Here is a 13,905-nt window from a genome sequence, read left to right on the forward strand (position 1 = left end):
ATAGGAATTCGTTCAAAAAGGAGATCATGAATGACCTTGGCCAAGAAGATCGTGCTGCTGCTGATGGCGGCGGGAATGCTGCTTGCCGTTTTCCTCGAAAGCATTCCGTCGCAAGCCCAGGAGATGAAACACGACATGGGGGCGATGAGCGCGCAAAGCCCCTCAACCGACGGCTACAAGGCGGCGATGGACAAGATGCACACCGCCATGATGGCGCTCGAATATTCCGGCAATGCCGATGTCGATTTCGCCCGCGGCATGATCCCGCATCACCAGGCGGCCATCGACATGGCCAAGATCGAGCTCGCCAATGGCAAGGATCCGGAAATGCGCAAGCTGGCCGAAGCGGTGATCGCGGCGCAGGAAGCCGAGATCAAGCAGATGCAGGATTGGCTCGACGCCCACCCTGTGAAGTAGCGTCAAGCAGTCCGGAGGAATCCAGGGAAGGACTTTCATCTGGATTTCTCCCGAAGGCTGTGGTGCCATCGGGCCTCGACTGGAGCGCGCCATGCCGTCAACGATAAAAACCACCACATTGCCCTCGGGCGAAGCCGTTCCGGTGCTGGGTCAAGGCACGTGGAAGATGGGCGAGGATTTCAGCCGCCATGCCGATGAGGTCGATGCCCTGAAGCTCGGGCTCGATCTCGGCATGACGCTGATCGACACCGCCGAAATGTATGCCAGCGGCGGTGCCGAGGAGGTGGTGGCAGATGCCATTGCCGGGCGCCGCGACGAGGTGTTCCTGGTCTCCAAGGTGCTGCCGTCCAACGCCTCGCGCACCGGCGTGCCGGCGGCGTGCGAGAGAAGCCTCAGGCATCTGCGCACCGACCGCATCGATCTTTATCTGCTGCATTGGCCCGGCAGCGTGCCGCTGACGGAAACGGTCGAGGCCTTCGAGGCGTTGAAAAAGGCCGGCAAGATCCGCCACTGGGGCGTCAGCAATTTCGACACCCATGAGATGGAGGAACTGGTCAGCCTGCCGGGCGGCGGCAGCGTCCAGACCAACCAGGTGCTCTACAATTTGTCGCAGCGCGGCGTCGAGTTCGATCTCGCCCCCTGGAGCCGGCAACGCGGCATTCCGCTGATGGCCTATTCGCCGGTCGATCAGGGCGTATTGGCCCGCAATGCCAGGCTCGAAACCATCGCCGCTCGCCACGACGCAACGCCGGCTCAGCTGGCGCTGGCCTGGGTGATGGCACAGGACGGCGTCGTCGCCATTCCGAAGGCCGGCAAACAAGAGCATGTCCGCCAGAATGTCGCTGCGCTCGACATCGAGCTCACGCCGGAAGATTTCGCAGAAATCGACCGCGTCTTCCCGCCGCCGACCCGCAAGCGCGGGCTGGAGATGATTTGAGGATAGTAGCGGGGAAATAAAACTAAGGCCGCGTTCCTTCGCGCCCCCTCTGTCCTGCCGGACATCTCCCCCACAGGTGGGGAGATTGGCTATCACCATCGCTTTCGCCAATCTCCAACGCTAGAGAAAAGATGCTGTCTGCGAAGCTGCCAATCTCCCCCCAAGTGGGGGAGATGTCCGGCAGGACAGAGGGGGGCGCCGTAGAGCACTATCGGACGAGGCCAACTCTACTTCCCCGCCATTCCCTTCAACCGGTAAAGCGCCTCCAACGCCTCCCTCGGCGTCATCTCGTCGGGGTTGATCGCACCGAGCGCGTCGCCGAGCGCATCGTTTTTCACCGGCTTTTGCGCTTCCCGCCTCACCGCCACCGAAAACAGCGGCAGGTCGTCGACCAGCCGGTTTGCCTTGCCCGAAACCTCGCCCGCTTCCAGCTGGTGCAGCACTTCCCTGGCCCGCCCGACCACCGCTTCCGGCAGGCCGGCAAGCCGCGCCACCTGCACGCCATAGGAGCGGTCGGCGGCACCTTTGCCGACCTCGTGCAGGAAGACCACGTCGCCCTCCCATTCCTTGACCCGCATGGTGACGTTGTGCAGTCGAGCGAGTTTGCCGGCCAGCGCCGTCATCTCGTGGAAATGGGTGGCGAAGATCGCCCGGCAGCGATTCTTCTCGTGCAGATATTCGACCGCCGCCCAGGCGATCGACAGGCCGTCGAAGGTCGCGGTGCCGCGGCCGATTTCATCCAGGATCACCAGCGCGCGTTCGCCGGCCTGGTTGAGGATCGCCGCCGTCTCGACCATCTCGACCATGAAGGTCGAGCGGCCGCGCGCCAGATCGTCCGAGGCGCCGACACGCGAAAACAGCCGGTCGACGACGCCGATGTGAGCTGATGCCGCCGGCACGAAGGAGCCGGTCTGGGCGAGGATGGCGATCAGCGCGTTCTGCCTGAGGAAGGTCGATTTGCCGCCCATATTGGGGCCGGTCAGCAGCCATATCGCGCCGTTTTTGGCGTCACCTTCCGGCGACAGATCGCAATCGTTGGCGACAAACGGTCCTTCGCCCGAACGCCGCAGCGACTGTTCCACCACCGGATGTCGCCCGCCCGAAATCGCGAAGGCGAGGCTCGCATCCACCAGCGGCCGGCACCAGGCCTCGCTTTCGGACAGCAGGGCGAGGGCTGCCGACACGTCGAGCACGGCGAGCGCTTCGGCGCCGGCGCGGATCGCGTCCGCCTGGCCGACCGCTTCCGCCGTCAGCGTTTCGAAGGCGGCAAGCTCGATCGCCAGTGCCCGGTCGGCGGCATTGGCGATCTTCGATTCCAGCTCGGCCAGTTCCGTCGTGGTGAAGCGCATGGCATTGGCCATGGTCTGGCGATGGATGAAGCGCGCCTTCGCCCCGTCGCTGCCGGTCATGATCGCATGGTGGTTGGCGGTGACCTCGATATAGTAGCCGAGCACATTGTTGTGCCGGATCTTTAGCGAGCGGATGCCGGTCTCGTCGATCAGCGAGCGCTCCAGCCCGGCGATCACCTTGCGCGATTCGTCGCGCAGTGCCCGCATCTCGTCGAGTTCGGCGTGATAGCCGCCGCGGACGAAGCCGCCGTCGCGCTTGAGCAGCGGCAACTCGTCGCCGAGCGCCTGCGTCAGATGCTCGACCAGCGGGCGTGGCAGCGCCTCGATCGCCGCCAGCGCCGCCGCCAGTTCTTGTGGAAGGGTAGTCGCCCCAAACAGTTCGGCGATAGCACCGGCTGCCTCGAACCCCGCACGCAGCGCGCCGAGATCGCGCGGGCCGCCGCGGTTGAGCGCCAGCCGGGAAAGCGCGCGCGGCATGTCGGCGACGCTCTTCAGGCTCGTCCGCACCGCTTGGCACAGCCGCGTCTCGGAGCGGAAGAACGACACCGAGTCCAGCCTCGCGCCGATCGCCGCCGGGTCGGTCAGCGGCGCCATCAGCCGGTCGGCGAGCAGCCTTGCGCCGCCACCGGTCACCGTGCGGTCGATCGCCTTGAACAGCGAGCCTTCGCGGCTGCCGGACAAGGTGCGCAGCAGTTCCAGATTGGCGCGTGTCGCCGGGTCGATGAACAGCGTCGAGCCCTGCTCCTCGCGCTCGGGCCGCGACAGTGGCGGCCGCTCGGCCTTCTGCGTCTTCTCGACATAGGCGATCACACCCGAGATCGCCGACAGTTCGGCGCGCGAAAACGTGCCGAAACTGTCCGGCGTCGCCACTTCGAAGAAACGGGCGATGCGGCCGGCGGCCGACGCCGAGTCGAACAGGCTCGGCGGCTGCGGATTAGCGACGCGGCCGAGCACATCGAACACCGGTTTCAGCTCGGGATCGTAAAACACCGGCTCGGCGACGATCAGCTCGCGTGGGTCGACGCGAAAGACATCGGCGAGCAGCCGGTCGGCGGTGGTCTCGGCAACGCGGAAGGCACCAGTCGAGATCTCGATCCAGGCCAGCGCAAAACTTCCTTGGTTCCCTGTCGCGCTGCCGCGCTCCCCGCCTCTTGGCTCCGCTCCGCCCTTGACCCGGCCAAGCGCCATCAGGAAACTCGATTCCGACGGCGCCAGCAATTTGTCCTCGGTGATGGTGCCGGGCGTCACCAGCCGCACCACGTCGCGGCGCACCACCGACTTACCGCCGCGCTTCTTCGCCTCGGCCGGATCCTCGATCTGCTCGCAGACGGCGACGCGGAACCCTTGTCCGATCAGCTTCTGCAGGTAATCGTCGGCGGCATGCACCGGCACGCCGCACATCGGGATGTCGAGCCCCTGGTGCTTGCCGCGCTTGGTCAAGACGATGCCGAGCGCCCGGCTCGCCTTCTCGGCGTCGTCGAAGAACAGCTCGTAGAAATCGCCCATGCGGTAGAACAGCAGCGAGTCCGGATTCGCCGCCTTGATCTCGATATACTGCTCCATCATCGGCGTCGCCGGCGCAAAGGCCGGCGTAGCGCTGTCGCTGCGAATGGGCGTTTCGTCGTTCAAGAAGCTGCTTCCAAAATTTCCCAAGCCATCTGCTTGGCGGTTTACAGCGGCGAAGTGTAGCCTTAATCCCGAACGTTCCACAAAAGAAAGCATTGCACCCGTCTCAACGAGGTGCCGCACGGGCGAGGAAATCGAAAGCATCATGGCCAGGAAAACCGAAAGCAACGGCCCTTCCGTCAGCGCGCAGGAGGCGCTGGAATTCCACGCCATGGGCCGCCCCGGCAAGCTGGAGATCGTCGCCACCAAGCCGATGGCCACCCAGCGCGACCTCAGCCTCGCCTATTCGCCGGGCGTCGCGGTTCCCGTCCTCGCCATCGCCGAGGACCCCAGCCGCGCCTTCGACTATACGGCGCGCGGCAACATGGTCGCTGTCATCTCCAACGGCACCGCCATTCTCGGCCTCGGCAACCTCGGCGCGCTGGCCTCGAAGCCGGTGATGGAAGGCAAGGCGGTTCTGTTCAAGCGCTTCGCCGATGTCGATTCCATCGATCTCGAAGTCGACACCGAGGATGCCGACGAGTTCATCAATTGCGTGCGTTTCCTTGGGCCCTCCTTCGGCGGCATCAACCTTGAGGACATCAAGGCGCCGGAATGCTTCATCATCGAGCAACGGCTGCGCGAATTGATGGACATACCGGTCTTCCATGACGACCAGCATGGCACCGCCATCATCTCGGCCGCCGGCCTGATCAATGCGCTCAAAGTCACCGGCCGCGACATGCAGACCACGAAAATGGTCTGCAACGGGGCGGGTGCGGCCGGCATCGCCTGCATCGAGCTGATGAAGGCGATGGGCTTTACGCCTGAAAACATCATCCTGTGCGACACCAAGGGCGTCGTCTTCCAGGGCCGCACCGAAGGCATGAACCAGTGGAAGTCGGCGCATGCCGTCAAGACCGACGCGCGCTCACTTGCCGAGGCGCTGGACGGCGCCGACGTGTTCCTCGGCCTCTCCGCCAAGGGCGCGCTGACCACCACGATGGTGCAGTCGATGGCCAAGAACCCGATCATCTTCGCCATGGCCAATCCCGATCCGGAGATCACGCCCGAGGAAGTGGCCGAGATCCGCACCGATGCCATCATGGCGACGGGGCGTTCCGACTATCCGAACCAGGTCAACAACGTGCTTGGCTTCCCCTACATCTTCCGCGGCGCGCTGGATGTGCGGGCCACCACCATCAACGACGACATGAAGATCGCCGCAGCGCGTGCGCTGGCCGAACTCGCGCGCCAGGACGTGCCCGACGACGTTGCCGCCGCCTATCAGGGCAACCGGCCGAAATTCGGCCCCAACTACATCATTCCGGTGCCGTTCGACCCGCGGCTGATCTCGGCCATTCCGATCGCGGTCGCCAAGGCCGCGATGGATAGCGGTGTCGCCCGCAAGCCGATCCTCGATCTCGACCGCTACGCCCAGGAGCTTTCCGCCCGCCGCGACCCGATCGCTTCGACCCTGCAGCGCATCTACGACCGCGTGCGCCGCCAGCCCAAGCGCATCGTCTTCGCCGAGGGTGAGGAGGAGCAGGTCATGCGCGCCGCCGTCTCCTATGTGAATCAGCGGCTCGGCACCGCCATCCTGCTCGGCCGCGACGACATCATCAAGGAGAACGCCAGGAACGCCGGCATCGAGCTCGACAGGCAAGGCATCGAGATCATCAATGCCCGGCTGTCGCGCCGCAACGGCGTCTACACCGACTATCTGTACGAGCGCATGCAGCGCAAGGGCTTCCTGTTTCGCGATTGCCAGCGCCTGATCAACAACGACCGCAACCATTTCGCTGCCTGCATGGTGGCGCTGGGCGACGCCGACGGCATCGTCACCGGCGTCACCCGCAACTATTCGACCGCGCTCGACGACATCCGCCGCGTCATCGACGCCAAGCCCGGCCACCGCGTCATCGGCGCCTCGATCGTGCTGGCGCGGGGCCGAACCGTGATCGTTGCCGACACCGCCGTGCACGACATGCCGAATGCCGAGCAGATCGCCGACATCGCCGAGGAAGCCGCCGGCTTTGCCCGCCGCATGGGTTATGAACCAAGGCTCGCCATGCTCGCCTATTCCACCTTCGGCCACCCGCAGGGCGAGCGCTCCGAGCGCGTCCAGGAAGCGGTGCGCATCCTCGACAAGCGGCGCGTCGATTTCGAGTATGACGGCGAGATGGCCGCCGACGTGGCGCTCAACGCGCGCGCCATGGCGCAATACCCGTTCATCCGGCTCACCGGCCCAGCCAATGTGCTGATCATGCCGGCTTTCCACTCGGCCTCGATCTCGACCAAGATGCTGCAGGAGCTCGGCGGCTCGACCGTCATCGGCCCGCTGCTGGTCGGCCTCAACAAGCCGGTTCAGATCGTCTCGCTCAACGCCAAGGATAGTGACATCGTCAACATGGCGGCGATTGCGGCCTATACGGCGGGGGCGTGAGGAGATCGGAGTCCCGCTCCGCCTACAGCAGGCGAAAAAAGCCTCCCCCATGCGGGGAAGGCCAGACACCTCACCTAGCGATGGGACGGCTCATCTCCAGCCGCGGCAGCTCTGATAGGCATGCCGCCAGTAGCGCCAGCCGGTCGTCTTCCATTTCCAGAATTCATAGCCGCAGCCACCATGGTCGGAAGCGACGATCGTCACGCCGCCCCACGCCCAGGAGCCATGCTTGTGGTGGCCATGGTGATTGCCGTGGTGGCCGTCATGGTCCTTGCCGGGTTTGCATCCGAACACCTTGCAATGCAGCTTGGGCCTATGCTTCAGGATCGGCGGCTTGGCTTTGCAGCCAATCACGGCGCAGTTGATTTTCGCATTTATCCTGGGGCGCGACTGCTCGCGGGCGAGGCGCATATGCGGCGACGCCGAGTTCTGCTTCACGGCCTGTGAAATACCTTGCTTTATCTTGAACTTGCCATCTTCGGCGCGGGCGCCGTTGGTGACGGCCATGGCTCCGATGATCGTCGCCAGCAGCAGGACGATGCCGGCGAGACGACCTTCGATCCTAAACATCGATGTCAGGCGCGCCATGCCTTTGGCGGGCACGGCCGATCTTTCCTGACACGCGCGAGCCATCGCGCCGGTGTGGAGCTTTTCGTGCTGCGTCGGTGTCAACGCGCCGGGATCGACGCCGCTGAAAGCGTCGACTGTTACGGGAGTAAACATCTTCCTGATCCTTCAGTTGGTTAGCGGCCTCGACCGCGGAGCCGTCCCGACGGGTTCGCTCCATGGCGCGGTTTTTCGCTCCCGGTTGTTTCGGATGAATGCCGAAACTCGACTGAAGTGTTTCAATTGTTGCGGTTCGACCGCGCAGCGCGACCAATGGCGACGTTGTCGGCGAATTCGGCGTCTAGCCGTCGCGCGCATTCCCCTTCTCCCTTGTGGAGAAGGTGGCCGAGCACAGCTCGGTCGGATGAGGGGTGTTCCAGCTTGGCGCCGACGGCGCTCCGTCCAACACCCCTCATCCGTCTTGGCGCTGCGCGCCAATCCACCTTCTCCCACAAGGGGAGAAGGAAGAAAGCGTCCCTAAATCAACCCTGCTTGCTCAGCCTCGTGGCGCAGATTCTGCCTCGGCCTTGGCCCGAGCTGCTGGATGACCAGTCCGGCCGCCAGCGAGCCGAGATCGCCGCACTCCTTCAGGCTGCGCCCCTGCGTGTAGCCGTAGAGGAAGCCGGCGGCATAGAGGTCGCCGGCGCCGGTGGTGTCGACCAGTTCCCGGATTTTTGTCGCGTCGACGGTGACGGTCTCGTCGCCGCGCACGATGACCGAGCCCATTTCTGAGCGGGTGACCGCGGCTATCTTGCAGTCCTTGCGGATTTGAGCCAGCGCCTCGTCGAACGAGGCGGTCTGGTAGAGCGCCTTGATCTCGTGGCTGTTGGCAAAGACGATGTCGACGGTGCCCGAGCGCATCAGATCCAGAAACTCGTCGCGGTAGCGGTCGACGCAGAACGAATCCGATAGCGTCATCGACACTTCGCGGCCGGCGGCATGCGCGAGCTTCGCCGTCTGCCGGATCGCTTCCTTGGCGCGCGGCGGGTCCCACAGATAACCCTCGAAATAGGTGACTGCCGCACCCGAAGCCTTGTCGGCCTCGACGTCCTCAGGCCCGAGCTCGATGCAGGCGCCGAGATAGGTGTTCATCGAGCGCTCGCCGTCGGGCGTGACGAAGATCATCGAGCGCGCCGTCGGCGGCTCGCCGTTGAGTGGCTTGGTATCGAAGGCAACGCCCTGCGCATGGATGTCATGGGCATAGATTTCGCCGAGCGGGTCGTTCGAGACCTTGCCGAAGAAGGCGGCGCGACCGCCGAAGGAGGCGACGCCCGCCGCCGTGTTGCCGGCGCTGCCACCGGAGGCTTCGATGGCCGGGCCCATGCGGCTGTAGAGCAGTTCGGCGCGCCTTGTGTCGATCAGGTTCATCGCGCCCTTGATGATGCCGTTCGTCTCCAGGAACGCCTCGTCGCACTGGGCGATGATGTCGACGATGGCATTACCGATACAAAGCACGTCATAGTTCGGCATCAATGATGTCTCCGCGAAAGAACCACCGGCTTTCTGCCACGCCGGCCGCGGGCGGGTCTAGCGATTTGATGCGGCTTTGCCTAGGTCGTGAATTTATAAATCGGGTCGAAATCGCGTGACGCCGGATGTGGTGGCGCTTGTGACTTGTCGTGTCTCCGCCTATCTCGCAGATGTCTTGCCATGGGCCCGTTTGAGCCCTGTTCAACATGGAATTGGAAACGCCGTGATCCCTAGCGCCGCCCGCGCCGCCGCCAGCCAGCTGTTCTCGCCCGAATTCCGCTCGGTGTTCGTGAAGACGCTCGGCCTGACCTTGCTGGCGCTCGCGGCGCTGTGGTTCGCGATTGAGGGCCTGTTCGAATGGCTGGCCTGGCCGTGGATCGACGCATGGTTGCCCGGCCTGCCGTCATGGGCCGGATCGCTAGGCGTCATCGTCGCCGGGATCGGTCTTGCGCTGGGTCTGGCGCTGCTCATCGCGCCGGTGACGGCAATCATCGCCGGCCTGTTCCTGGACGACGTCGCCGAAGTGGTCGAGCGCAGCGATTATCCCGATGAACCGCCTGGTCGCGCCACGCCGGCGCTGCGCTCGATGGTGCTGGCTTTCCGCTTCTTCGGCGTCGTCATACTCGGCAACATCGTGGCCTTGCTGCTTCTGCTGGTGCCGGGCATCAACATCGCCGCCTTCTTCGTCGTCAACGGCTATCTGCTGGGGCGTGAGTTTTTCGAATTCGCCGCCATGCGCTTTCGCCCGGAGGCCGAGGCCCGCGCGTTGCGCAAAAAACATGCTGTCACGGTGTTTCTCGCCGGGCTGGTTGTCGCTGCCTTCCTCGCCGTGCCGCTGCTCAACCTTCTGACACCGCTGTTTGCCGCCGCCATGATGGTGCATCTGCACAAGGCGGTCTCAGCGCGGGAAGCGGCTTAGGGTGCGCTGATATTCAGGTGATGCCGGCTTGCGAATGGCGGTTTCCTGCGCTTCCGGTACTCACGTACCCAAAAGTACGCTGCGTTCCGGTTCTCGGAGCCCACCATTCTCAGCGCGGCCTGACCTGAATCTCAGCACACCCCGGCGCTAGCGTAAAAGAAAGCCGCGCCCCAACTCGTCGTCGGACTCGACGATGAATTCGGCCCGGCCGGAGTAGTAGGCGCGGCCGCCGACGCGGGCGATGATGGCGTCATGCGGCCCGGCTTTCGCGGTCCTCGCCACGCTGCCGGAAAAGCGCGAGCCTGCAATACTCTCGAACAGCCGCGTCTGGCCGGCGATTTCGCCCTTGGCATGCATTGCCGCCAGCCGCGCGGTGACGCCCGAGCCGGTTGGCGAACGGTCGACCTCGGCCTCGGCAAAGACGCAGATGTTCTTGGTCGGGGCATCGGAAAATACGTCCTGTCCGTCGGTCAGGATGGTGCCGTAGAGAAAGGCAAGGTCGGCATGGTCGGGATGCGACAGCGGGAACTCGGCCTTCAGTTTCTCCGTCAACGCCGTCGCCGCATCGACGAAATCGCGCACGCGGTTCTTGCCGAACTCCAGCCCGAACTGGCGGCAATCGGCGAGCGCATAGAAGGCGCCGCCATAGGCGATGTCGAAGCCGATCGCACCGAAGCCCGGCAATTCGATCTCCTGGTCGCGGGCGAACAGAAACGCCGCCACGCTTTCGAACGACACCGCACCGGCCTTGCCGTCTTGCACCTCGACCGAGGCGATGACCAGCCCGCACGGCGCTTCGATGTTGACCGTCGTCACCGGCTCCTGCCGCGCCACCAACCCCTCGTCGACGGCATAACGGCCGAGCGCGACAATGGCGTGGCCGCACATGGTCGAATAGCCTTCATTGTGCATGAACAGCACGGCGAGGTCGGCGCCGGGCAGGTCGGGTTCCACCAGCAGCGCCCCGTACATGTCGTAATGGCCGCGCGGCTCGAACATCAGGATCTTCCTGAGATGATCGAGGTGATCGCGCACATAGGCGCGCTTTTCCAGGATAGTGCCCGCGGGGATCTTGGGATAACCGCCGGTGACGATCCGCAGCGGCTCGCCGCCGGTGTGCATGTCGACGACGGTGAGCGTCATGTATTGGGTTCGGCAAACAACGCCTGCAGCTTGCCGAATGGCATGGCGGCGCGGGTGAAGCCGAAAGTGCCGTCCTGCTGGATCTCGCGCGCCGCCGTTTCCAGCATGCCGAAGGCGAAATTGGTCAGCCACGGCCCGAGCGAAATGCGCTTGACCCCTGCCAGGGCAAGATCGGCAATGGTGAAGCCGGGCCTCACCATGACGTTGACCGGCTTGGTCAGCGCCGAGCAGACGGTCTGCACCGTCTCGATGTCGCCGATGCCCGGCGCATAGAGCACGTCGGCGCCGGCCTTCTCGAAGGCCTGCAGCCGCCTGATCGTGTCGTCGATGTCGGGCCTGCCCCACAGAAAATTCTCGGCCCGCGCGGTGAAGACGAAATCGTGTTTCAGCGCCCGTGCCGCCTCCGCTGCAGCGGCGACGCGCTCGACGGCATGCGAAAAATCGTAGATCGGCTTGTCGGGCTCGCCGGTGTGGTCCTCGACCGAGCAGCCGGCGAGGCCCGCCGCCTCGGCCGCGAAGACAGTCTCCGCGGCACTTGTCGCGCTGTCGCCCTTGCCCTTCTCGAGATCGGCCGAGACCGGCAGGCCGGTCGCCGCCGTCACCTCGCGGCAGTGATGGATCATCGCCTCGAAGGTCACCGCGCCGTCGGGCAGGCCGCGCGAAAAGGCAAAGCCGGCGCTGGTCGTCGCCAGCGCCTTGAAACCGAAGGAGGCCAGCAATTTCGTCGTGCCGATGTCCCAGGGGTTGGGCATGACGAAAATCGAGCTATGCAGGTCGCGAAAGATTTTTCCCTTGTCCATGGATGCTCCCAGAGTGCGAAGCGCATTTTATCCCGCCACTGCCTGCCGGGCAAACGAATGCGGTTGGTTCAGAAGCGACTGGCGTTCTCTCCTGCCAATTTGTCCAGTGCGTCGGAATTCTTGACGTATCCAGCCCCGTCCCAATGGTAGGTGACGGAGATGTTTTGCGAGGAAGCTTCGGGCGCCGGATCATCGCAGCTTTCGCCATTCGGCACTGTGGCATCGGTCACCGTCGCCTTGATGGCCGCATAGGGCTGGCCGTCCGCAAAGGTCCGAAAGGCCAGCTCCTGCGTGCGCTTATAGGCGCACAGCGACTCGTCGAATGTTTGGATCGTATCGATCAGCTCGAACCTGTCGTCGCGGACCAGAAGCAGGGGCGTGCTGACATAGCCCTGGCTCGAATTGAAATGCGTGCTCAGGGTGATGATGGCGTCGTCGCCGGGTCCAACCGGCAGCTTGCCCGGATCGCGGAAAGAGGTGCTCCGGTCGACGGCGACATTGACAGCGTCGAGCAGTCTCGGCTTGCCGGCAAGATCGTAAAGCGCCAGCACCGCGAACCCCTCGGCGCTGTCCGACGAGCTGCCGAGGTCGAACAGCATGGCCAGCCGATCCTTGCCGCCGGCCTTGACGGCGAGCACGCCGGCATTGGAAAGGCCCGACGTTTCGGGCGGCGAGCCACCGCTATCCGGGCCCTCGATATGGCGCATCTCGACCGGCATGGAACCCCGATAGAAGCCTTCCTTGTCCCCCGCCAGGTCGGGAATGACCATCCTGGCGAGATCGAGATAGGTCGTGCCCTCGTGGCCAGGAACGGCGCTGCCAAGGTCCGGGAAGCTGACGGCTTGCGCGCCGGCCGTCATCCACAGGCACGGCAGCAGCAAACAGGCGACGACGATGCGAAGCAGGATGGAATTCATACGCTGGCGCCTCCCACTGTCGAGCGTTCGCAAGCTAGCACGAACGACTGAGGCGTACAGCCGGATAAGAAGTCTGAACACTAGATCAGTGAATCGGCACCAGCCCGGCCAGTTCGCGCATGTCGTCGAACAGGATGCCGCCGGCCTCAGTCAGGCCGTCGCGATCGGTATGCGGGTCGCCGTGGTAGGAATAAACGCGCATGCCGGCGGCAATGCCGGCTAATGTCCCGGCGACGCTGTCCTCGATGACGATGCAGTCGGCAGGGGCGAAGCCCATCGTGCTTGCGGCATGCAGGAACAGGTCGGGAAACGGCTTGCCGCGCGAGACCATGGTCGAGCTGAACAGCGCATGCTCGAACAGCGGCAGCAGACCTGTCTGGCCGAGCGTGATGTGCATTTTCGACACCCGCGCCGATGAAGCGACGCACGTTGCGATTCCGGCCGCGTGCACGGCTTCGATGAACTCCCTGACATAGGGGACGGCTTCGACGCCATGCGCGAACAGGTCCGGCAGGCCGGCGTTCCAGCGTTCGACGAAATCGGCGCCGAGGCTGACGCCGGTCGCCTCGACCTCCTTCTGCACCGAGACCATGGAGCGGCCGGAGAAATTCTTGCGGCAATGTTCGAAGCTTGCCGGGTAGCCGGCTGCGGTTAGCCATTCGGCGAGGCGCCGATTGGCCAGGTTCTCGGTGTCGACCAGAACCCCGTCGCAATCGAAGATGACGAGTTTGGGTATTCTCATCAGGCCGTGCCGGTCGATCCGAACCCGCCGGAGCCGCGCGTCGTGCCGCCGGCCAATGTCCGCTCCTCGACGGTCGCCTGCGTCACCAGGGCGAAGACGATCTGGGCGATCCGCATGCTGCGCGTCACTGCAAAATCCTCGTCGCCGAGGTTGATCAGCAGCACCTTGACCTCGCCGCGATAGTCGCTGTCGATGGTGCCTGGCGTGTTGAGGCAAGTGAGCCCATGCTTGAAGGCAAGGCCCGAGCGCGGCCGGACTTGGCCTTCCACGCCCTCCGGGATCTCCAGGATCAGCCCGGTCGGCACCAGCGCGCGTTTTCCCGGCAGGATCAGCAGCGGCCGGTCGTCCGGCACCGCGGCGCGCAGATCCATGCCGGCGGCGCCCGCGCTTTCATAGGCGGGAAGCGGCAGGCCTTCGCCATGCGGCAGCCTGACGAAGCCGACGGCCGGACCGATGACGGAGGAAGTGTAGATGGCTGCGCGCATGAGGCGGATCCTATCGCTATCAACGCCGATTCGGTCAACTCCGGCGGCAATGCTATCAACGGCTTTCTT

General features: G+C 64.6%; 12 protein-coding genes. 4 read left to right on the top strand and 8 right to left on the bottom strand.

The window, feature by feature from the left end; translation table 11 throughout:
- The first annotated feature begins 30 nt into the window (after positions 1 to 30).
- Both copM and RPG13_RS09020 read left to right on the top strand, forming a co-directional pair.
- Positions 31 to 417, top strand: coding sequence for a CopM family metallochaperone (gene copM, locus RPG13_RS09015; protein ID WP_126103862.1), 387 nt, complete (start codon positions 31 to 33; stop codon positions 415 to 417).
- 91 nt (positions 418 to 508) lie between these two features.
- The gene (locus RPG13_RS09020) at positions 509 to 1,354 is read left to right on the top strand and encodes an aldo/keto reductase (RefSeq protein ID WP_128242368.1); all 846 of its coding nucleotides are present in this window, start codon (positions 509 to 511) and stop codon (positions 1,352 to 1,354) included.
- Positions 1,355 to 1,581: 227 nt separating this feature from the next.
- On the opposite strand, the gene mutS is transcribed toward RPG13_RS09020, so the two are convergent.
- The gene (mutS, locus tag RPG13_RS09025; RefSeq protein WP_127290066.1) at positions 1,582 to 4,332 is read right to left on the bottom strand and encodes a DNA mismatch repair protein MutS; all 2,751 of its coding nucleotides are present in this window, start codon (positions 4,330 to 4,332) and stop codon (positions 1,582 to 1,584) included.
- Between the two features lie 142 nt (positions 4,333 to 4,474).
- Between mutS and RPG13_RS09030 the strand changes: the two genes are divergently transcribed.
- A complete protein-coding gene (locus RPG13_RS09030) occupies positions 4,475 to 6,754 on the top strand; it encodes an NADP-dependent malic enzyme (RefSeq protein ID WP_126103860.1) in 2,280 nt (759 codons plus the stop codon).
- Between the two features lie 90 nt (positions 6,755 to 6,844).
- On the opposite strand, the gene RPG13_RS09035 is transcribed toward RPG13_RS09030, so the two are convergent.
- A complete protein-coding gene (locus tag RPG13_RS09035; protein WP_095483031.1) occupies positions 6,845 to 7,477 on the bottom strand; it encodes a hypothetical protein in 633 nt (210 codons plus the stop codon).
- 360 nt (positions 7,478 to 7,837) lie between these two features.
- Entirely contained in the window at positions 7,838 to 8,830 is a 993-nt protein-coding gene (locus RPG13_RS09040; RefSeq protein WP_095483030.1) for an adenosine kinase, read from the bottom strand.
- Between the two features lie 223 nt (positions 8,831 to 9,053).
- On the opposite strand from RPG13_RS09040, the gene RPG13_RS09045 reads away from it, so the two are divergent.
- Entirely contained in the window at positions 9,054 to 9,749 is a 696-nt protein-coding gene (locus RPG13_RS09045; RefSeq protein WP_127290068.1) for a sulfate transporter family protein, read from the top strand.
- Between the two features lie 147 nt (positions 9,750 to 9,896).
- Here the strand turns inward: RPG13_RS09045 and RPG13_RS09050 are convergent, their stop codons facing one another.
- From RPG13_RS09050 to dut, 5 genes are all read right to left on the bottom strand, one after another.
- Positions 9,897 to 10,892, bottom strand: a complete 996-nt coding sequence (locus RPG13_RS09050; protein ID WP_095483028.1) for a proline racemase family protein — start codon at positions 10,890 to 10,892, stop codon at positions 9,897 to 9,899.
- Positions 10,889 to 11,692, bottom strand: a complete 804-nt coding sequence (locus tag RPG13_RS09055; RefSeq protein ID WP_127290070.1) for an isocitrate lyase/PEP mutase family protein — start codon at positions 11,690 to 11,692, stop codon at positions 10,889 to 10,891. Before RPG13_RS09055 ends, RPG13_RS09050 begins: the two co-directional genes overlap by 4 nt.
- A gap of 68 nt (positions 11,693 to 11,760) precedes the next feature.
- Positions 11,761 to 12,609 carry a hypothetical protein gene (locus tag RPG13_RS09060; protein WP_095483026.1) on the bottom strand — a complete coding sequence of 283 codons (849 nt, stop codon included), beginning with the start codon at positions 12,607 to 12,609 and terminating at the stop codon, positions 11,761 to 11,763.
- A gap of 85 nt (positions 12,610 to 12,694) precedes the next feature.
- Positions 12,695 to 13,351 (bottom strand): HAD family hydrolase, encoded by a 657-nt coding sequence (locus tag RPG13_RS09065; protein ID WP_164897949.1) that lies wholly within the window; start codon positions 13,349 to 13,351, stop codon positions 12,695 to 12,697.
- Positions 13,351 to 13,836, bottom strand: a complete 486-nt coding sequence (gene dut, locus RPG13_RS09070) for a dUTP diphosphatase (RefSeq protein WP_127290072.1) — start codon at positions 13,834 to 13,836, stop codon at positions 13,351 to 13,353. The genes RPG13_RS09065 and dut overlap by 1 nt, the downstream gene beginning before the upstream one ends.
- Positions 13,837 to 13,905: the final 69 nt, after the last annotated feature.

Source organism: Mesorhizobium sp. ISC15, assembly GCF_037162615.1.
GTDB lineage: Bacteria > Pseudomonadota > Alphaproteobacteria > Rhizobiales > Rhizobiaceae > Mesorhizobium > Mesorhizobium mediterraneum.